Source organism: Psychrobacter pacificensis, assembly GCF_018336615.1.
Lineage (GTDB): Bacteria > Pseudomonadota > Gammaproteobacteria > Pseudomonadales > Moraxellaceae > Psychrobacter > Psychrobacter pacificensis.
Genome location: NZ_CP048752.1, coordinates 771,536 through 793,382 on the forward strand (window position 1 = coordinate 771,536; position 21,847 = coordinate 793,382).

Here is a 21,847-nt window from a genome sequence, read left to right on the forward strand (position 1 = left end):
ATAGTGTGAGTGAAGATGGCAACGAAAACGTTGATAAAAATATGAGCGTAAGCAGTAACTATAATGATCTGACCGACATCGACTGGCAACGCTCAGAAGACGGCAGCTATTCACCCAGCAGTTATATCAATCGAGATTTGTCTTTATTACAGTTTCATCTGCGTGTATTGGCGCAGGCAGCCAGTCCTCGTCACCCACTGCTTGAGCGCTTGTTTTTTCTCATTATTTTTTCATCGAATCTCGATGAATTCTTTGAGATTCGTGTTGCAGGTATCATGCAAAAGCTCAATATCGGTGACGTATCGACCAGTGCGCATGGTATGCGCCCAAGCGAGGTGTTAAACGAGATCTCTGCGATCACTCACGACGCTATCAATGAGCAATATCGCATTCTGAATGAAGATATTTTGCCCGCTCTTGCGCTCGAGGATATCCGCTACCTAAAACGTGATGAGCTCAATGCCGAGCAGTCTGCTTGGATGAAGCGTTATTTTACCGAGCAAGTCGTGCCAGTATTGACGCCGATAAGCATTGATCCTGCGCATCCATTCCCGCGATTGGTCAATAAAAGCCTGAACTTTATTGCCACATTAGAAGGCAAAGATGCTTTTGGTCGCGACATCAACTTGGCGATTGTACCAGCGCCGCGCAGTCTGCCGCGTGTGATTCGTCTGCCAGATGAGCTAACGGGTGGTAAAGAGCATCATGTGATGCTATCAGCCATCATTCATGAGCATATCGGTGAGCTGTTCCCTGGTATGAGTGTGACGGGTTGTCATCAGTTCAGGCTCACGCGTAATGCAGATTTAGATCTGGCGGATGATGTAGAAGATATCGCCAAAGCGCTAGAAGGCGAGCTTGAAAATCGCCGCTTCGGTGACAAAGTCCGTCTTGAGGTCACAACCGACTGTCCAGCGCACATCAGTGAGTATCTGCTCAACGAGTTTGAGTTGCATGACAATCAGCTGTATCGTGTCAATGGCCCTGTGAATCTGACGCGCTTATTGTTTGATTTTAATATTCCGGGACTGCGTTATCAGCCATTTACTTATGCCGTGCCAAAAGCCTTTCGCCGAGAGATGGATAAATCAGATAAATCATCCAGTATGTTTGCCGCTATGCGTAAAAGCGATGTGCTCGTGCATCATCCGTTTCATGCATTTTCACCCATTATTAATCTGCTTTGGCAGGCAGCTAGCGATCCCAAAGTGTTGGCGATCAAGCAGACATTATACCGCTCAGGTACCAATTCAGAGATCGTCAAAGCGCTTGCCGCTGCCGCTCGTAACGGCAAAGAAGTCACTGCCGTCATTGAGTTGCGTGCGCGTTTCGATGAAGCTTCCAATATTGCTGTCGCCAACTATTTACAAGAAGCAGGTGCGGTTGTGGTTTATGGCATCGTCGGCTACAAGACCCATGCCAAGCTCATGCTCATCGTGCGCCGTGAAGAAGATCGAATCCGCCGCTATGTCCACCTAGGCACAGGCAACTATCATGCGGCCAATGCCAAGGTCTATACAGATTATGGTTTATTCAGTGCCGATCCTGATATCTCAGAAGATGTGCATAAGATATTTCAAGAGCTCACTGGTATGGGCAAACCTGCCAATCTCAAAAAACTGCTACATGCCCCTTTTACGTTGCACGAAAAACTAATGAGCTTTATCGATGACGAAATTGCTCATGCTAAAGCAGGCAAGCGCGCTCATATTATCGTCAAAGCCAATGCCTTGACCGAGCGGCGCCTGATCGATAAGCTGTACGACGCCTCGCAGGCAGGTGTCAAGATTGAGCTGATCCTGCGCTCTATGTGTTGCTTGCGTCCGCAAGTAAAAGGACTGTCTGAAAACATCACTGTACGCTCTATTATTGGCCGATTTTTGGAGCATACTCGTATTTATTATTTCTATAATAATGGGGATGAGCGTTTGTATTGTGGCAGCGCAGACTGGATGGATCGTAACCTGTTCCACCGCGTTGAGGTGGCCTTTCCAATCGAAAATAAGAAGCTTTTTAAGCAGATATATCAAGATGGTTTGATCAATTACTTACAAGACAACACGCAAGCGTGGACACTGGATGGCACAGGCGTTTGGCAGCAGCTTCAGCCAGCAGCAGGGGAGGTGCCACACGTTGCTCAAGAGCACTTATTGAAAGTGATTAATGGTGTTGAAGAGTCCAGCTAACTGATTGAGTGCTATCTTCATCATTTGACCAAGCACTATTTAGTCAAACACTATTTAACCAAGTATTGGTACATACCAGTGCTTGGTTTTTCTGGTTAATGCGCTGTAAAAGTTACAAACTGTGTTGTAACCTCACATTTATTCACATATTGATACGGCAGTACACTGGTGAATCTCACAGTATCCTACCTATAATTAACATCAGTTCTGGTGCAGTTTATTATTTTTATCAAAAACCTCATCACTCATCTATCTAAAAGTAACTGAACAAAAGCAACTGACTAAAAGTGGCTGAGTACATAATGATACCGCACCGGAGAAACTCTAAATTAAGTCAACAATAAAAATAAGGAATAAATCATGAGTACGACGAACAATGATACCTCAGACATCAAAAAAGCAGCAGAGCAAGCAAACGGTCAAGAGATTGAGAAAAATCTAGAAGACAACAAAAAAGTCGATGCGCCTGAATCACTAAGCGAAGAAGAGCAAACAGCGTTCATTGAGGATGACCTACGCACTGACAAATAAGAGTGTGTTTGCAGCATACGTCCAAAGCACTAATCAGATAACGATAATAAATAATGCGAGGGAGACGCCATGACCATGCCAGAAAAAAACAATACTGAAGAAAAATTCCTTGTAGAGGATCCCGCCGTTACGACGCAAGAAAATCCTCAAGGCAGCTACGAAGGCCGAAAGTACCAGCCAAATATAGATGGGCCGGAACAAGCCTCACAGGAGACAGACGAGGTCTATGTCGACCCGCGCAAAGAAGAAAATCTGCCTGCGGGTGGCAAAAACGTATCGGACCTAAATGCTTATGATCTGAGTCGAGACGACTAACAAATGATAAGCACAATATGTTATCGATACGAACAATAATTATAATAAGGACAAAACAATGGAAACCAGAGATCCTGCTTTAAGTAAAACTCGAATCGCAGAAACGGACACGCATGAAACTTTAGACAGTGCTCAAACGGTGAAAAACCATGAGAAGCTCGAAGAAAACGTCAATGAAAATAAAGGTACCGACACTTTTGAAGAGGGTGTAGTGGAGTCTGAGCACGTCAATGATGGTGATAACCCAGCGCGCCAGCCAGATCGCCGTGATCAACCAGGTAATGGTTTTGATGATAATATCAATGAAAGCACCGTTGCAAGCGAAGGGCCTGATAGCCAAAAAATTAACAACATGAATCGCTATGCTAATGTTGATAATGCTCAGACTCGCACCTTAAATCCTGATGATAAAGACTAGAACGACAATAGAAAGCTGAGCAAAAGACTATGATATTTGCGTAATTATCGACTGATATCTACATTATTTAGATAGCAGTTAAAGGCGCTTACAATATTGGATGAATAGTTATTATAGGGAGTAAGACAAATATGCCAAATGACAAGCCCATCACTGATGAGTATAGTCTAAAAGATGCAGATGACAACAACGGTATCGTACCAGACGACGCTCTACAAAAAGTAAATCCAGCGGCAGCAGACAAAGCAGCAGGCGATCATGATCCGCATAATGTGGCTAAGAGTGACAAGCAGTACGACAGCCCATTGATGGAAGATGATAAGTAATACTATTTATATACCAGTATCTCTGATCCATAAAAGTATCGCTGATCGTCAGAAAATAATCAGCATAAATAAAGAGGCATTACCGTTGTTCAAATATAACCCGAATAACGGTAATGCCTTTTTTGTGTCTATAACCTATAGATTTCAAAGTACAAACGAATGATGCCTGTCTATTAAGCAGGCGTACCACTATGGAAGCGTAGCTCCGCGTCTGGACTGTCTATTAATTCTGCTTCTACTTCTTTAAAAAATGCAACGCGCTCATCGATATTATCATCTGATAATGACTGGGCAAGCGCAAGGTAATCCTCAAAATGGCGGCTCTCTGACTTTAGTAGATAGCGATAGTATTTTGCTAAACGCGCATCATCAATGACTTCCGCCAACGCTGCAAAGCGTTCACAAGAGCGCGCTTCAATGAACGCCCCAATGATCAGTACATCGACCATCGCTGCTGGCTCATAAGTACGTTTATGTTTCAGCATGCCCTTGGCATAGCGACCTGCACTCAAATACTTCCAGTCCTGGCCGCGTTCGTTCATGATGCCAAGCACCTGCTCGTAATGCAGCATCTCTTCACGTATGAGCTGTGCCAATTTACGTTGCAAATCATAAGAGAACTCATATCGAAATATCAAATTCATCGCAGTGCCAGCGGCTTTTTTTTCGCAATTGGCATGATCCTGAATGATAAGTGGTAGGTTATCTATAGCCGCATCTACCCACGCCTGCGTCGTGCGCGCACCCAAAAAATTATAAATAGGGGATAGGTCTACCTTTATAGGAGTACGCAGATGCGTAATATCGACGCTGTCTTCCCCTACGTCCATACTGCTTTCGTCAACGACATTTACTGGTGAAAAGGGCGCTTCTTTTTCGAGGTTATCCTTATGAATATCGTAGTGATCAGTACCATGCGCTGATGATTGTAAGGACGAGAGGTCGGGCTGGTTTATAGTCATAATCTAAAAGGGCTTTTTTATAAATGAGAGTTTAAAGCAGCTAATTTATAGATGCTTTCAAAATAATGGGCTACAGTTACTACGGCTAAGTAAGTTGTCTAGATCATGGACAGTATTTAAGTATAGTAGAACCTCAATAAAATTGATACAGCATAGGAAACGCGCTCGATTAAACGCTACTTTTCTTGCTTGCTGTGACTGCGTCTCCAGAGGCTGCGAAAAATAGCGTTTAATCTTGCTATACCATTTTTATAATGGTTTCACTATATAACTATAAATGGTAATGATTACTTACAGTTTAGTCTCAACTGAGCATTCATTAATTTCTAGATAGTATTCATGGTCTGTGAGGCTTACGTCTTATACGATATCATTATTATACAACCCCAATATTTATTTTCTAAATGGCGTTTGCTTGTTTATTTTATTATTTGATAGTAGGATGAGATTTTGCTCTTTAGTCACAGTGTCTTGCTATCAATAGCACTTAGTAGAGAATCGCAAGCATTATACCAATGACAATTCTTGTATCAAAACAGAAGATTTATACAGTCTATTTTAGGGCTGATGAAAAACTCTTTAATGAATAATTATTTATCAGCATTAAATACCATAGGTTGTCGTAGGTAGCAATGATATCTTTCATTGTATAAATAATTGTTGATAAAAATAACGTGTCTTAAATAGTCGCTGTAGCAATTTAGTATTACCAATACTCACCAATAGATAAGGATAACGACATGGGCCAGTCTTCTAACGCCAATCGCATTCAAAAAGGCATTCTTGCCATCGACCAACAGTTGTATGACTTTATTGAAAACGAAGTGCTGCCAAAAGTTGGTGTTGATTCAGACAGTTATTGGTCAGGTTTTGAGAAGGTTATCAAGGAATTTACGCCACGTAATAAAGCGTTGCTAGAAACTCGAGACAAGATTCAAGCACAGATTGATGAGTGGCACCTACAACACCCTGCAAAAGATGGCGAAATCGATTATCCAGCTTATAAAGCGTTTTTGAAGGAAATTGGATATCTGTTGCCAGAAGGTGATGACTTTACGGTCAGTACAGAAAATGTCGATGACGAAATCGCGCACATCGCAGGGCCGCAGCTGGTCGTACCAGTACGTAACGCTCGTTATGCATTAAATGCGACCAACGCACGTTGGGGTAGCCTATATGATGCGTTGTATGGCACCGATGTTATCAGTAGTGACAATGGTCAAGAAGCGGGTGGTAGCTATAATCCTACTCGCGGTGCTGCTGTTGTCGCTTATGCCAAAGCATTTTTAGATGAGCATTTCACACTAGCATCAGGCTCTTACAATGATGTGACCAGTTTTAAAGTAGTCGATGGCAAGCTTGAAGTCGTACAGGGTGATAGCAGTACCGAGCTAAAAGATACGGCTAAGTTTGTCGGTTATGTCGGCGAGGCAGATAGCCCCTCTGGTATTTTGCTCAAAAACAATGGCTTGCATGCTGAGATTCAAATAGATACCAATCATCCAGTTGGCAAAGATGACCCAGCAAATATCAAAGATGTCTTGCTTGAGTCAGCCATGACTGCGATTCAAGATTGTGAAGATTCGGTCGCTGCTGTAGATGCAGAAGAAAAAGTGGAAGTCTATCGCAATTGGCTTGGCTTGATGAACGGCGATCTACAAGAGACCTTTGAAAAAGGTGGCAAAACCCGTACTCGCAAACAAAACCCAGATCGTGAATATAATACACCTGATGGCGGTAAGCTGATTTTGCCAGGTCGTTCGCTACTCTTGATTCGTAACGTGGGTCATCTCATGCAGAACCCCGCAATTTTGGTTGATTTAGGCAATGGCCAAGAGCAAATATTTGAAGGCTTAATGGATGGTTTAATCACGCCACTATTGTCACTCAATGATATCAAAGGCAAAAACGAGCTATCAAACTCACGCCAAGGCTCTATGTATATTGTGAAGCCAAAAATGCATGGCCCTGAAGAAGTTAAAATGGCCAATGATTTGTTCAACGCATCAGAGGACTTATTGGGTCTAGAGCGTAATACGCTCAAAATCGGTATCATGGACGAAGAGCGCCGTACCACAGTCAATCTGAAAGAAGCGATTCGCCAAGCAAAAGAGCGTGTTATCTTTATTAATACAGGTTTCTTAGATCGTACGGGTGATGAGATGCATACCAGTATGAATGCCGGTCCGTTCGTGCCAAAAGGCGACATGAAGTCGCAAGCATGGCTACCTGCGTATGAGCAGTGGAACGTTGATATCGGTCTAGAGACTGGTCTGCAAGGTCATGCTCAAATTGGTAAAGGTATGTGGGCAAAACCTGATGAGATGAAAGAGATGATGGACACCAAAGCGGCTCATCCGAAATCTGGTGCCAGTACGGCTTGGGTACCCTCACCAACGGGCGCTACCTTGCACAGCATACACTATCATCAAGTTAGCGTGGCCGATGTACAAGATACGCTTAAATCACGTGAGCGTGCGAGCTTAGATGATATTTTGACCATTCCATTGGCAAAAAATACCAATTGGACAGAAGAAGAGAAGCAGCAAGAGCTTGAAAATAATGCTCAAGGTATCTTAGGGTATGTGGTACGTTGGGTAAACCAAGGCGTAGGCTGTTCCAAAGTACCTGATATCAATGATGTTGGCTTGATGGAAGATCGTGCTACCTTACGTATCTCTAGCCAGCATATTGCCAATTGGTTACATCATGATGTGGTAAGCGAGCAGCAAGTGATGGACACAATGAAACGTATGGCAAAAGTCGTCGATGAGCAAAATGCAGGCGATAGTGATTACCAGCCAATGGCAGATAACTTTGATAACTCTTATGCATTTAAAGCAGCCTGTGATTTGGTCTTTAAAGGACGCGCGCAACCTAGCGGCTATACTGAACCATTGTTGCATCAAGCGCGCCTTGATCTAAAAGCCAATGCTTAGAGAGGCCGGCTTAGCAATGGGTATTTTAGCGTATGCTGAAGTCTAAGGTGTAGTATCTAATCTTGCTCGTTTGTAACGCTAAATATGTCATAAATACGTTGGTCGATTCTTCATAAGCGCTATTTATTTATCAATGGATAGCGCTATTTCTTGGGCAATTATTTTGTTTTTATTAAAATATTTTAATACTATAAGTAATGATATTAATCAATAAAAGCGCTATCTGCTTGAGTAGATAGTGCTTTTTTTTGTAGCTATTTGGATTTTATAGGTGACTTGTCATTTGATACTGGGGGTATCGAAAAAGCGAAAAAATATGTTGCAAATTATGTCAAAGTTGTTATGCTTGTACTCGAAGTATGAGTTTGGTAACGGATGTTACGCAGTAGGACGCATAAGACTTAAGTTTACATGGCAGTTACGTTTTTAATCCCAGTTATGTGAGTCATGGTTTTTTATCTTAACTGTAATAGAAATTCGCCATACTTGTTTCTGACTAAACTTGGTAGCCAGTTACACATTATATCTTTGAGGATTTGTGACGATACCATTATGGGCGCCAGCTAATAATGGCTTGCTCATTACTACAATTGTAAAGTGGAGATACCCCATGAAAAAGTTACTTTTAGCTACAGCAATCGCAGCCCTATCTGTATCTGCCGCACAGGCAGCACCTACCGTTTATGGTAAAGTATTCGTTACTACTGATTACGTTAATGCTGAAATTGATGGTCAGAATATGGATAATAATAACAGAATTAATGAAGACAACGGTTCATTACAAGTTAATTCTAATATTTCACGTTTAGGCTTCAGAGGCTCTGAAGCGATAACGGCCAACACTGACGTAATTTACCAATTAGAGTACGGCGTTAAAGTTGATGATAGTGGTAGCGATAACATTGGCTTCAAAAGCCGTGACACTTATCTTGGTCTAGTAAACAAAGACTTCGGTCAGTTCCGTTTTGGTCGTAACTACACAGTCATTGACTATATCAATAACGTATCAGTTAATGAAGGTTATTGGGATAATCTTGGCTCTAGTACTCTGAACAACAACGACAGCTTTGCTAATATTTTGACCCCGACCGTTGGTAACCGTATCAACAACTCTATCATCTGGTTTGCTCCTAAATACAACGATCTACCATTAGCGCTTGCGCTGATGTATGGTGCTGATGAAGACTTTATATCTGAGAGTGGTCGTGACGCAGGCTATGGTGCCTCATTGATGTTTGATCCAGGTACAGGCATTACCGCTGGTATTGCTTATGAGCAAGACATGAGTGTTAGTGGTGATATTATCCGTGGCAGTGCTAGCGTCGATTTAGGTAAATATATCGCAGCTCCTGTAAAGTTAGGCGTTCTATATCAAGAAGCTGACTATGCCGGTACTACTACTGCAACAGAGGACGGTTTAGTGGTGAGTGCTGAAATGGGTCTTTCGAATTTTGCCCGTCCAGCCTCTGTTTATATTCAGTATGACAAAACCGACAATATCAGTGGTCTTGAGAATAATGACTCAAATCAAGTCGTTGTAGGTGGCAAATATGCGTTTAAAAATAATATGATCGCTCATGCCTATGCTGGTCTAAATTCAGCGGAATTAAACAATGGTCGTTTTGGTTCGAGAGACGAAGACGGCAATGTTAATGAAATCGACTTACGTGGTGATATTGATGTACTCGCTATCGGTGGCGGTCTAGAATACTTATTCTAGTCTAACCATTAGAATCTAAATAAAAAACTCATCCTTCGGGGTGGGTTTTTTTGTTTTGTAATCAATACTGTGTCTTGAACAACAGCGTGTCTTAAATAACAGAATCCGTAAAATTAATAATAACATTTGTGTAAATTTTGGTTTTTTCACCTTACTGTAATATTTGGTTGGTAAAGTTGTGTCTAAGTAATGCTTCTAGCTCATATATATAAATGTTCTATAGGGTAGTCACCCTGCCATTATATATCTAATGATCTTAGACCATTTATCACTCAAATCGTAAAGTGGAGATATCCTTTGAAAAAATTACTTTTAGCCACAGCCGTCGCTGCACTTTCAGTTTCTGCTGCCCATGCTGCTCCAACTGTATATGGTAAAGCATTTTTAACCTTAGATTATGTTAGTACAGACTACGATGCAGCTAACAAGACAGATGAAGATACATTTAAACTTAACTCTAATCAATCACGTATCGGTTTTAAAGGTGACGACGATTTAACTGATACCACTAAACTTATTTATCAATTAGAATATCAAATCTACCATGATGACGATAGCCAACAGTTTAGATCACGTAATACTTATGTAGGCTTAGCCCACAACACTTTAGGTACTGTACTAGCGGGACGCCATGATACCCCATTGAAACTTGCACAAAACAAAGTTGACGTGTTTAATGATAGCTTATTTGATATTAAAAATGCGGGTGTTTCAGGTGAATACCGTGCTAACAATATGGTGGCCTATCAATCACCTGTTATTGTCGGTATGCCAGTGAGTTTTATGGCAGCTACCGCATTATCAGAAACTGATGCCGACGGTGATATTCTCGTTTCCGCAGCATCTGGTACGAAGCCTGCAGTCTATCGTGATAGAAAAGTAAAAGATAACGGTTATTCTGCTTTATTAGCCTATGACAAAAATGGTGTTTATCTAGCCGGTGCTTATGACAAAGACATGGGTGCTAACAATGTAAATACTGGCGTGATTGATAATACGTGGCGTTTGGTTGCTGGTTTAGATATGGGCAAAATGAATATGGTTTCGGGCTTAACTTTAGGTGCTCTATACCAACAAAGCCAATACTACGATAATTATAGCATCGTTAACAACAACCGCGTTAACAAAGCCAGTGAAGATGAAAAATCTTGGCTAATTAGTGGTAAATATAAAGTTGGTGCAACACCTTGGGCAGTTAAAGCACAGTATGTTAATACCACTGACGAAAAAGGCGTAAAAGATGCTGATGTAAATGAAATCGCAGTTGGTGGAGAATATGCATTCAATAAAGCGACCACGGGTCATATTTATGCAGGGCAAATCAGCCGTGACAATAACAAAGATGACTTGATTGTAGGTACGGGTATTGAATACAAATTCTAATCTAAACATTAGAAAACGTATTATAAAAAACTCATCCTTCGGGGTGAGTTTTTTTGTTGTGACCTTTTTAAAGCCGCAGTGGGTTATAATAGCTACGTATTTACGATGATTACGCACTTATGACAATTAAGCGTTAAAAACTGAGTGTTTTAAAGAGTTTGCGCTTTTGCCCTATATTTTGTAGCGTATTTTTAGTAAAATCCTTCTTTACCAATTACCGACAGAGTACTATGACCAAGTTTATATTTGTGACCGGTGGGGTAGTGTCCTCACTAGGAAAAGGTATCACCGCAGCCTCTCTTGCAGCGGTCTTAGAAGCACGTGGCGTGACTGTCACGATGACCAAAATGGATCCGTATATTAACGTCGATCCAGGTACGATGAGTCCGTTTCAGCATGGTGAGGTGTTCGTCACCGAAGATGGCGCAGAGACAGATTTGGATTTGGGTTATTATGAGCGTTTTTTACGTCACTCAAAAATGAGTAAAAGTAATAACTTCACCAGTGGCCGTATTTATCAAAATGTTTTAAATAAAGAACGTCGCGGTGAATACCTTGGCGGTACGGTACAGGTTATTCCGCATATTACCGATGAAATCAAAAACAAAATCCTCGCGAGCGGCGAAGGATATGATATTGCTATTATTGAGATTGGCGGTACCGTCGGTGATATCGAATCCCTTCCTTTTATGGAAGCTGTCCGTCAGATGCAAGTAGAGCTTGGTCGTAATAGAGCCATGCTAATGCATCTAACGCTGGTACCGTATATTGCTAGTGCTGGTGAGACTAAAACCAAGCCAACGCAGCATTCAGTAAAAGAGCTGCGTTCTATCGGTCTACAGCCTGATATCTTAATCTGCCGCTCTGATCATCATATCTCGCCTGACAATCGCCGTAAGATTGCACTGTTTACCAATGTAGAAGAGCGTGCCGTTATCATGTGTGAAGATGCACAAAGTATCTATCAGATCCCGCGCACGCTACATGAGCAAGACCTTGATGATCTTATCTGTGAGCGTTTTGGTCTTGATGTGCCAGAAGCAGATCTTAGCGATTGGGACAAAGTGGTCGAAGCACAGCTCAACCCAGAGTCGACAGTCACTGTCGCTATGGTTGGCAAATATGTCGAGCTACCTGATGCTTATAAGTCTATCAACGAAGCGTTATTGCACGCTGGCTTTACCCATCAGGTGTCTGTCGACATCGACTATATTGATGCTGAACGTCTAGAAACAGATGACAGCCTGTTTGCGCGCTTAAAGCAAGCCGATGCTATCTTGGTTCCAGGTGGTTTTGGTGAGCGTGGCACAGTCGGTAAGCTAAAAGCCGTCACCTATGCGCGTGAAAACAACGTACCGTACTTGGGTATTTGCTTAGGTATGCAGCTGGCAGTCATTGAATATGCCCGTAACGTGCTAAAAATCGATGCCAATTCATCTGAATTTGACCGCAAAAGCGCGGAGCCTATCATTGGTCTGATTACCGAATGGTTGGATGAGCGCGGCGAGCTACAGATTCGTAGCGATGATTCAGATCTTGGCGGCACCATGCGCCTAGGCGCGCAGCAAGCAGAGCTGGTTTCTGGTAGCAAGCTTGCTCAGATTTATGGTGCTAACAATATCACTGAGCGCCATCGCCATCGTTATGAGATGAATAACCGTTATATTGAGCCATTAGAGCAAGCGGGTATGACTATATCTGGTTATTCTGCCAAGCAGCATTTGGTAGAGTCGGTAGAGATTAGCGAGCATCCATGGTTTGTTGCTGTACAGTTCCATCCTGAATTTACTAGCTCACCACGCGGTGGTCATCCACTGTTTAATAGTTTTGTCAAAGCGGCGAAGAACCATAGCGAAGCAAAATAGTCTTCATAATAGAGTAACTCTATATAATGTAGTGTAAAGTAAAAGTATTTATTATAAAAAAGACTGATCTTCGGATTGGTCTTTTTTTTGCTCAACTCAGGTTGTTTGTTGTTATTAACGAGTCAATATCCTCATTAATAATCTCTAATTACGCTTGCATACTTTTTTTAATCAGGCTATCGGTTACAATATGGGATGGAGATATTAATAACAAAATAAGAGGTAGTGGCTAAATGGAAAACCTATTAACGGCGCAATCACACATTGCACTTAACACGCCTAATAATAAGACGATCAACATTGGTAATGATCAACCCTTTGTATTATTTGGTGGGATGAACGTCTTAGAATCTAAAGAGTTGGCGTTTGAGATTGCTGAGCAATACGTTGAGATATGTGAGCGCTTGGGTATCGGCTATGTGTTTAAAGCGAGTTTTGATAAAGCCAACCGCTCAAGCCTGCATTCATACCGAGGGCCGGGACTCGCGCAAGGTATCGATTGGCTCGGGCAAATCAAAGAAAAATTCCAAGTACCGATTATCACTGATGTACATGAACCTCATCAAGCAGCACCAGTCGCTGAAGTTGCTGATATTATCCAGTTGCCAGCTTTTTTGTCACGTCAGACGGACTTGGTTCATGCGATGGCAAAGACAAACGCGATTATTAATATCAAAAAGGCACAGTTTTTGGCGCCGCATGAGATGCGACATATTGTCAATAAGTGTCTAGAAGGCGGTAATGATAAGCTGATACTTTGTGAGCGTGGCAGCGCCTTTGGTTATAACAACTTAGTCGTTGATATGCTCGGATTTGATACCATGAAGCAGATGGATATCCCCGTATTCTTTGACGTGACACATAGCTTGCAGCAGCCAGGCGCGCGTAGTGACAGTGCAGGTGGGCGCCGTGAGCAGATTACGACACTGGCACGTGCTGGTATGGCGACAGGATTGGCAGGGCTTTTCTTAGAGGCGCACCCAAATCCAGAAACGGCGAAATGTGATGGGCCATGTGCGCTGCGCATGAGCCAGCTAGAGCCGTTTTTGCGTCAGCTTAAGCAAATTGATGATTTGGTCAAAGGCTTTGAGACATTAGATACTCATTGATATTATAAATGATAAGAGGGTGATGCAATGGCGATTCAAACCGCACAAGTCAGTATAGAAAATATCGACGATGAAGATGGTCTAGATAGTGTAATGACCGCTCTTAAGAATATCTCAGGCGTGACTGCTATCGATCTAGATCCTGTGCATGATGTTGCAACGGTCAGTTATGATGATACGGATACGAGTATTCATGCTTTGACGGCGGCGATTAGTATGGTTGATTATGTGACTCAGCCATTTCCTATCGATGCGCCGCAAAATCCGCATCATAGAGACTAAGATATATGGACGATCTGAATGCTACATAAGCAATGAGTAGCGTTCAGGTTTTTATTAAGAAGTTCCTGTCTTGTTAATAGCATCTCGTTAATAAAGTAACAACCAAAGTGTCTTGCTGTCGCTGATGATAGGGCTTATGCTTGTTTAGTGGTACTTTGATAGGTTTTGAGAAGTAAATATTGAAGAACAGCTATCAAGGCTACTTTTCACTAATAAAAATAAGGAGCTAACCATGGCAAGCCAAACACGTATTATTCAAATTGATGGCATGACTTGCAGCGGCTGTGTGGCAAGTGTACATACTGCTACTGCCGACATCGACGGTTTAGATACGATCACCGTTGATCTAGCTGACAATCTAGCGACGGTCACCTTTGATGATAGCAAAACCAGTGCAGAAGCGATTGCTTCGGCCATTGATGAGGCTGGATTTGAGGCGACTGTCGCTAATTCATAAATGTCGTCATCTATCTACAAAACCAGCTACCATGTTATTACTGGCATGTTAGCTGGTTTTTTAATGGTTAAAAATTCTGACTATAGATTACGTCCATGGCTGTCCTAGTTTGCTGCTATTTACTAAATGATTGAGGCTTACTTGAATAGATGATGGTTGTGACCATCTAATAGGTGCTACCTGAATATATTGCAATATGTCTGTCTATAATAACTGGGTAGCCTAAACAGCGTATTCATACTGATTGTTATCGTGTTTTACTTGTTTCATTTGATTTTTTTGTCAATCCACTGATATTTTATTATGGCTTCTATGAGTATATAGACGCTATAAAGAGTTATTTTTATGAATGATACTACCCGTACCACTAGTGATGGATCCTACGATGTCGAGACTGACATTCAATCAAATACGCCACTTGCACCGCAACGTGCGCATCTGCAATTGGCGATTGATGGCATGACGTGTCAGGCCTGTGCTTCACGAATCGAAAAGGTGCTGAATAAAAAGCCTTCGGTGTATGAAGTGAGTGTGAATTTTGCTGGTGAGACGGCAAATGTAGATTATGATCCGACGCAAACGACGCCAGAACAGGTCACAGAATGGGTAAACAAGACGGGTTTTGTTGCCAATCTACAGGCCAGCGACAGTTTATTTGCAAAAACAGATGAAGACACAGCCACCCAATATCCATGGCGATTGATTGGTTTATGGTTGTGTTTGGTGCCATTTTTGGTGGGTATGGCAGGCATGTTGGTGGGTGCTGGGATGGCGTGGATGCCGCCCATTTGGATTCAGTTTATTTTAGCGACGATTGTACAGTTTGGCTTTGCGTTACCATTCTATAAGAGCGCATGGGCATCCATCAAAGGCGGTCTTGCCAATATGGATGTACTGGTGGTGATTGGTACCGTGACGATATGGGCATATTCGGCTTATCTGTGGCTTACTCATGGCGATGGCACTTTGGGGAGCCTCTTGCAAAGTGGACACATGGGCGGACACGGTGCTAGTAATAGCCCAGCCGTATATTTTGAAGCAGGGGTGATGGTCATTGCGTTTGTGCGGACTGGTAAATACTTAGAGGAACGTACCAAGAAGCATAGCCTCAACAGCATTGATTTATTATTGTCATTAACGCCTGATGAAGTCGAGCAGCAGCAGCCAAATGGTGATTTTCACTCTATTGCACTGTCTGATGTACAAGTAGGTGACATCCTACGTGCCAAGCAAGGTAGCCGTATCGCGACCGATGGCATCGTCACAGATGGTAGCGGCTGGTGCGTGGAGAGTCACTTAACAGGTGAGTCAATTGCCCTTAAAAAAGAAGTGGGCGATGGATTACTGGCAGGTGCTTTGGTGGAGAATGGTAGTTTGCTCTATCGCGTCAGTGCCAAGGGTAGTGACACCAAGCTGGGCGATATGGTACAAGCATTGAGTGATGCGCAAGGCTCAAAAGCTAACTTGGCAAGATTGGCGGATAGAGTGACTGCTGTGTTTGTGCCAATCGTGGTCACTATTGCGTTGGTTACTTTTGGCCTAACATGGTGGCTGACTGGTATGGTCGATACTGCCTTGATGCACGCCGTATCAGTATTGGTCATTGCATGCCCTTGTGCCCTTGGTTTGGCCACACCAGCAGCTATCATGGCGGGTATGGGGGTTGCGGCGCGTCATGGCGTGTGGTTCAAAGACGCGCAAAGTCTCGAGGCGGCAGGGAATATTGACACGGTGGTGCTCGATAAGACAGGCACGCTGACCATTGGCAGACCCACTATCGTCGATCATGTCATGATGGATAAGTCGATCGCTGTTAATGATGTCTTGCAGATCGCCGCCAGTGTCGAAGCACATGCCAGTCATCCATTGGCAACTGCTTTGACCAACGCGGCTAAAGAGCGTCAGCTGTCTTTGTTCGATGTGACTGATATCAGTGTGATAAAAGGATCTGGTATACAGGCAAACATCGAAGGACTTGGACGAGTAAACGTCGGGACGGCTGAATTTGCTAATATGACGTTACCTAAGCTGATGCCAAAAGTATGGCAAATTGCCAGTACCGTTGCCATTAGTATCAATGATGAGCCACTAGGCGCATTTGCCTTAGCAGATGACTTGAAAGCGGATACCCCGCAAGCAATCACTGCGCTACAAAATGCGGGTATTAATGTGATCTTGATGAGTGGTGATAAGCAGTCGGTCGTCGATCATGTGGCAGGGCAGCTGGGTATTGAAAAAGCTTACGGCAAAATGAGTCCACGCGATAAGGCCAGTCAAATTGCACGGCTGCAAACTGCTGGTCATAAGGTGGCGATGGCAGGAGACGGGGTCAATGATGCGCCAGCGATGGCCACTGCCGATGCCAGCTTTGCAATGTTTGAGGGAACAGATGTCGCGCAGCACAGCGCTTCTGCCCGTCTAATGGGCGAGTCGCTCATGCATATTGATGCGGCGCAGAAGATTGCCCAAGCAACGCTACGCAATATTAAACAAAATCTGTTTTTTGCTTTCATTTATAACTGCCTTGGTATCCCGCTTGCCGCTTTGGGCTTCTTAAATCCGATGATTGCAGCAGCAGCGATGGCACTCAGCTCCATCTCAGTTTTGATGAATGCATTACGCTTGACACGATTTAAGACAGAGGTTGCGCTTGAGAATACGGTATCTGACCCGCACACCAATGAAACGCGTTTAGCGAAATAATAATTGCTGTATTAGCACTGATATTTCATCAACGTAGACCAAACGAGTATTTGAGATATACCTATCTATGATGATATTTATGACCGCAAGTCAGTGTAAGATAAGGGAAGTTTGGTAAAATATATGCTATGATGCCAAGCACGATAGCCAACCGTTAATCTGTTCAATAAGCCTTCCTTCATATGCAAATACAGCCATATGGCAGAAAGGCTTGAAGGGATTCTAGGTATATTGGCTATATGATATTTTTCTTTATCTTTTTTGTATGCTAGCTGCCGTTATTTATCTCACAAACTTGGCATGACCAAAGGAATTAACAGACATTATGTACGCTGAAGAAACCAACAACGTCACCGCAATTAAAGACATTCGCGCTCGTGAAATTTTAGACTCGCGCGGCAACCCAACTATCGAAGCTGATGTGATCTTAGCTGATGGCACTGTCGGCCGTGCTGCGGCGCCAAGTGGCGCATCCACAGGCTCACGTGAAGCGCTTGAGTTACGTGATGGCGACAAATCTCGCTATATGGGTAAAGGCGTTAAAAAAGCCGTTTCCAACGTCAACAGTCAGATTCGCAGTGCTTTGATTGATAAAGATGTGACTGAACAGCAGGGTATTGATGATGCCATGATTGCGCTAGACGGCACAGAAAACAAAGAGAGCCTTGGTGCGAATGCCATGCTAGCGGTGTCACTTGCGACGGCCAAAGCGGCTGCCAAGTCACAGAATCTGCCATTGCATCAGTATATTGCTAACTTGCGTAATCAGACGTCATTGACCATGCCTGTGCCAATGATGAACATCCTAAATGGTGGCGAGCACGCGGACAATACCGTTGATATTCAAGAGTTTATGATTGAGCCAGTTGGCTTTACCAGCTTTTCAGAAGCGCTGCGTGCTGGTACAGAGATTTTCCACAGCTTAAAGTCTGTATTGAAATCACAAGGCTTAAATACCGCTGTTGGTGATGAAGGTGGTTTTGCACCAAATCTACGTAGCAACGAAGAAGCCATCACGGTTATTATGCAGGCGATCGAACAAGTCGGCTACAAAGCGGGTGAAGACATTCATCTTGCGCTAGACTGTGCGGCTAGTGAATTTTACAAGAACGGTCAATACGTCTTGGCAGGCGAAGGTAATAAGGCCTTTGATAGCCAAGGGTTCTCAGACTATCTCGTTGGGCTCACGCGTCAGTATCCTATTATCTCTATCGAAGACGGTCTTGATGAGTCAGATTGGGATGGTTGGAAGTATCTGACCGAGCAGATTGGTGATAAAGTCCAGTTGGTCGGTGATGATCTATTTGTGACCAATCCTACAATCTTGCAAGAAGGCATTGATAAGCATATTGCCAATGCCATTTTGATTAAGTTCAACCAAATCGGTACATTGTCAGAGACGCTAGATGCGATTTATATGGCGAAGAAAAATGGCTATGCCACGATTATCTCACATCGTTCAGGTGAGACTGAGGACAGCACCATTGCGGATTTAGCAGTTGGTACCGCTGCCGGTCAGATCAAAACAGGCTCACTATGCCGCTCAGACCGTGTTGCTAAGTACAACCAATTGCTACGTATCGAGCAGCAAGTACGTGCAAGCTACCGTGGCCGTGAAGAGTTTATCGGTCTACGTGGTTAACAGACTGACTTGGCTTTTTAACGTGTAATATGCGTCAAAAAGTCTAAGCTCAAAAGCCGAACTTATCATTGAATCTAGGCGATATATAATCATTTGTGTATCGCCTAATTATCTTAAAACTCTTATATCATTCTTTCTATGTTGTTTGGCGTTGTCATCTTATGAAATATTTTAGCCAATTTATACTACTTGCTCTAGCCGTTGCAGTGCTTTTGGGATTGCAATATCAGTATTGGCTGGGGGAAAATGGCCATTTTGAACATAGCAAGTTGACGGCTCAAATTGAAGAGCAACAACGCTTAAATGATAACCAAGTGGCAGCAAACAATCTATTACGTACCGATGTGCAAGATCTAAAAACTGGACTTGAGGCGGTAGAAGAGCACGCTCGCTTAGATTTGGGCTTAATCAAACCAAATGAAACTTTTGTCCAAGTATCAACTGCACCAACGACGCATAGTAGCTATTAAGCTATAGCTATCGATCTGTATGATGTGATATCAAGCATTATCATTTATTATAAAGCCATCCGTCATTCTTATCATTTTCACTATCTCTCTTTAAATATATCGTCATGGGTTCAACCATCGGTATCACACTATGAATAAAACTCCTAATATACATGCCATGATTGTCGCAGCTGGTCGCGGCAGCCGTTTTGGTGCATCCATTGCCAAACAGTACACAATGCTACAAGAGCAGACGTTGTTGCAGCACAGCGTGGCTAGGCTTGGTCATAGCGATTATATTAATAAATGCCTATTGGTCGTAGCAGCAGACGACAGCACAGCGCAGGAGCTAGAGTTTGAGCTTCCTATATATTACGCAGTTGGTGGGGCCGAGCGTTGGCAATCAGTGCAGGCAGGGGTAGAGGCCATCAGTGAGTCAGGCGCCGATGATTCGGATTTAGTACTCATTCATGATGCGGCACGTCCCGCTGTACCGAGTGTAGATGTCGATCGAGTTATTAAAGCGGCGATGAGGGAGCCTTATGGTGCTATTTTAGCGACACCGGTGGCCGATACGTTGAAGACCTCCCATCAGAAAATCACACCTACTGAGAAAGATAGACTCATTCCTTATGCGAAATGCACTATTGACCGTAGCAACATATGGCAAGCCCAAACCCCGCAAGTTTTTCGTTTAGGTCAGCTAAAACGCGTCCTACGCTATGTGTCTGAACATCAGCTTAGCATCACAGACGAAGCCAGTGCTTTTGAGCACTTAGCGCTACCTATACGTTTGGTGCCGGGTAGTCGACAAAACATCAAGCTTACGTATCCTGATGATGCCATATTACTGGCAGCAATTCTTGATATCCAATTCTCACATTAATCAAATCTATAGATTTGCTTCGTATTTATATCAGATAGCTCAAGGTAATGACTGTCAATATCGCATCAATTTCACGGCAAGTTTTAGATTCAATAAAAGTTAAAATATATTAATTTAATATATAATATATATTTAAAACATGTTTTTTGTATATAAGCAAGACTATCAATTAATAAAAGGTTGCTTTGATGACCAATCTAACCTATGATGTAACTAACTTAATACAATTAATATAAAAAAACTTATAAAATCAATAATATATCAGATCGATTCATTACGCTTAGTTATGTTGTCTCTATATTTTCTGAAGTTAGCATGATTGTTTTAGCGACATTTACCTGATAATAGGGAGAAGCTGATTGTCAACAATCAACGATTCAACAAATCCAGTAACGACAGATCTCTGCCAGCTTGTATATATAAGCCGGATTACCTCTACTGGTCTTTCAAGTCCTAGCACGCTTAATGATATCTCAGAGACCTCGGTCGAACGCAATCAAATAGATAATATCACGGGTATTCTTTGCTATGGCAATGGCTACTTTTTGCAGTGTGTCGAAGGCTCAGAGCAGGCACTAACCAACCTAAAAAATCGTTTGTTGATAGATGATCGACATAAAGAATTGAAGGTTTTAGATTTTTCTGAGATTACCAAACGTCGTTTTGCCAGTTGGTCATTACGTTCAATTACCCTTGAGCGTTGGATGACTAAAGAGCCTGAGCTTAAAAAGTTAATGCCATTTAAGCCGTATGAGTGGGATTCTAATGAGTGGCAGAAGTTCTTAGACATATTGCAGGGCTACTATGAAGAGCAAACGAGAACAGGTAACGTTGATACGCCTCCTGTCAAATACAGTACGCTAGGCGTGACGTTGAGTAAGGTCGTTGGTCAACACCAAGCATTCTTTTTAATTCAGACGGTACTCGGCTTGATGATAGCTGCCACATTGCTATGGCTAATGCTGTAATCAATAAATAATATAGTTATAGGCGTTAATTCTCTTATGATTTTAAGTATGTTCATACGATTGCTCATCGAGCTAAATACTAATTATATCTAGTTGAGCAGACAAACAAGAAAAAGCCAGCATTGAATCAATGCTGGCTTTTTCTATTTAAACAACTAGCTTGGATATTAAGAGCAGACATAAAAACCCCCACTCATAACATATTATGAGTGGGGGTTTCGGTGGTACCATTGTTAGTCTTATTGAGTGCTAACAAGTGACGCCAAATAGTGGCGTCCCCAGGGGGATTCGAACCCCCGTTACCGCCGTGAAAGGGCGGTGTCCTAGGCCTCTAGACGATGGGGACTAGTAACAACACTTCAACTGTTTTCACCATTTATGCTGAAGTGGTGCGTATTTTAGTAGCGTCTGCGTTTCCTGTCAAGCCTTTTTCTACGTCTTTTTAAAATTAAATATCTTTTTTTAATTGCACGGCGAGGATGGAGATCATTGCGCTTTAAATGATACCGAATCCATAGGGAAGTACAAACACTAATAGTTAAAGCGAGCAACATATAGCCTAGGATGGTTCCCCATAACTTAAGTTGTGGATCCATAATAAAGTCCCTCCTATTAGGCCTCGATAGTATTCGCTAACAAGGCAGAGTGAGCAACTTGAACTATCTATAGGATATAACTGCATCGCTTAAGCGCGACATTCATCTTA

General features: G+C 42.7%; 18 protein-coding genes and 1 tRNA gene. 17 read left to right on the plus strand and 2 right to left on the minus strand.

Going from position 1 to position 21,847, the window contains the following annotated elements:
- The first annotated feature begins 41 nt into the window (after positions 1-41).
- The 5 genes from ppk1 to GYK50_RS03385 all read left to right on the plus strand — a co-directional run bounded on the left by ppk1 (position 42) and on the right by GYK50_RS03385 (position 3,776).
- Positions 42-2,186 (plus strand): polyphosphate kinase 1, encoded by a 2,145-nt coding sequence (ppk1, locus tag GYK50_RS03365; RefSeq protein ID WP_223333326.1) that lies wholly within the window; start codon positions 42-44, stop codon positions 2,184-2,186.
- Between the two features lie 360 nt (positions 2,187-2,546).
- Positions 2,547-2,717 carry a hypothetical protein gene (locus tag GYK50_RS03370; protein WP_167337591.1) on the plus strand — a complete coding sequence of 57 codons (171 nt, stop codon included), beginning with the start codon at positions 2,547-2,549 and terminating at the stop codon, positions 2,715-2,717.
- A gap of 69 nt (positions 2,718-2,786) precedes the next feature.
- Complete coding sequence (locus GYK50_RS03375) at positions 2,787-3,032, plus strand: hypothetical protein (RefSeq protein ID WP_071002139.1); 246 nt, start codon at positions 2,787-2,789, stop codon at positions 3,030-3,032.
- A gap of 58 nt (positions 3,033-3,090) precedes the next feature.
- Positions 3,091-3,450 carry a hypothetical protein gene (locus GYK50_RS03380; RefSeq protein WP_071002138.1) on the plus strand — a complete coding sequence of 120 codons (360 nt, stop codon included), beginning with the start codon at positions 3,091-3,093 and terminating at the stop codon, positions 3,448-3,450.
- A 131-nt stretch (positions 3,451-3,581) separates the two neighbouring features.
- Positions 3,582-3,776 carry a hypothetical protein gene (locus GYK50_RS03385; RefSeq protein WP_212564273.1) on the plus strand — a complete coding sequence of 65 codons (195 nt, stop codon included), beginning with the start codon at positions 3,582-3,584 and terminating at the stop codon, positions 3,774-3,776.
- A 173-nt stretch (positions 3,777-3,949) separates the two neighbouring features.
- Here GYK50_RS03385 and GYK50_RS03390 read toward each other — a convergent pair whose 3' ends face one another.
- Positions 3,950-4,606 carry a MiaE family protein gene (locus GYK50_RS03390; protein ID WP_058024125.1) on the minus strand — a complete coding sequence of 219 codons (657 nt, stop codon included), beginning with the start codon at positions 4,604-4,606 and terminating at the stop codon, positions 3,950-3,952.
- A gap of 872 nt (positions 4,607-5,478) precedes the next feature.
- Here GYK50_RS03390 and GYK50_RS03395 point away from each other — a divergent pair.
- The 12 genes from GYK50_RS03395 to GYK50_RS03450 all read left to right on the plus strand — a co-directional run bounded on the left by GYK50_RS03395 (position 5,479) and on the right by GYK50_RS03450 (position 21,141).
- Positions 5,479-7,677 (plus strand): malate synthase G, encoded by a 2,199-nt coding sequence (locus GYK50_RS03395; protein ID WP_212564274.1) that lies wholly within the window; start codon positions 5,479-5,481, stop codon positions 7,675-7,677.
- Positions 7,678-8,287: 610 nt separating this feature from the next.
- A complete protein-coding gene (locus tag GYK50_RS03400) occupies positions 8,288-9,397 on the plus strand; it encodes a porin (protein ID WP_071002135.1) in 1,110 nt (369 codons plus the stop codon).
- 297 nt (positions 9,398-9,694) lie between these two features.
- Complete coding sequence (locus GYK50_RS03405; RefSeq protein WP_134292215.1) at positions 9,695-10,780, plus strand: porin; 1,086 nt, start codon at positions 9,695-9,697, stop codon at positions 10,778-10,780.
- 230 nt (positions 10,781-11,010) lie between these two features.
- Positions 11,011-12,645, plus strand: a complete 1,635-nt coding sequence (locus GYK50_RS03410) for a CTP synthase (RefSeq protein ID WP_212564275.1) — start codon at positions 11,011-11,013, stop codon at positions 12,643-12,645.
- A 233-nt stretch (positions 12,646-12,878) separates the two neighbouring features.
- Positions 12,879-13,754, plus strand: coding sequence for a 3-deoxy-8-phosphooctulonate synthase (gene kdsA, locus GYK50_RS03415; RefSeq protein WP_093071247.1), 876 nt, complete (start codon positions 12,879-12,881; stop codon positions 13,752-13,754).
- 27 nt (positions 13,755-13,781) lie between these two features.
- On the plus strand, positions 13,782-14,036 hold the full coding sequence (locus GYK50_RS03420) for a heavy-metal-associated domain-containing protein (protein WP_093071246.1): 255 nt from the start codon (positions 13,782-13,784) through the stop codon (positions 14,034-14,036).
- A 232-nt stretch (positions 14,037-14,268) separates the two neighbouring features.
- Positions 14,269-14,493, plus strand: coding sequence for a heavy-metal-associated domain-containing protein (locus GYK50_RS03425; protein WP_071002129.1), 225 nt, complete (start codon positions 14,269-14,271; stop codon positions 14,491-14,493).
- Between the two features lie 345 nt (positions 14,494-14,838).
- A complete protein-coding gene (locus tag GYK50_RS03430) occupies positions 14,839-17,196 on the plus strand; it encodes a heavy metal translocating P-type ATPase (RefSeq protein ID WP_186473910.1) in 2,358 nt (785 codons plus the stop codon).
- Positions 17,197-17,521: 325 nt separating this feature from the next.
- Positions 17,522-18,838, plus strand: a complete 1,317-nt coding sequence (eno, locus tag GYK50_RS03435; protein WP_058024089.1) for a phosphopyruvate hydratase — start codon at positions 17,522-17,524, stop codon at positions 18,836-18,838.
- Positions 18,839-18,999: 161 nt separating this feature from the next.
- A complete protein-coding gene (locus GYK50_RS03440) occupies positions 19,000-19,308 on the plus strand; it encodes a septum formation initiator family protein (protein WP_093071244.1) in 309 nt (102 codons plus the stop codon).
- Positions 19,309-19,438: 130 nt separating this feature from the next.
- Positions 19,439-20,173 (plus strand): 2-C-methyl-D-erythritol 4-phosphate cytidylyltransferase, encoded by a 735-nt coding sequence (gene ispD / locus GYK50_RS03445; RefSeq protein WP_093071333.1) that lies wholly within the window; start codon positions 19,439-19,441, stop codon positions 20,171-20,173.
- 359 nt (positions 20,174-20,532) lie between these two features.
- Positions 20,533-21,141 (plus strand): BLUF domain-containing protein, encoded by a 609-nt coding sequence (locus GYK50_RS03450; protein WP_093071331.1) that lies wholly within the window; start codon positions 20,533-20,535, stop codon positions 21,139-21,141.
- A gap of 270 nt (positions 21,142-21,411) precedes the next feature.
- Here GYK50_RS03450 and GYK50_RS03455 read toward each other — a convergent pair.
- Positions 21,412-21,487 (minus strand) — tRNA-Glu (locus GYK50_RS03455).
- Positions 21,488-21,847 lie beyond the last annotated feature (360 nt).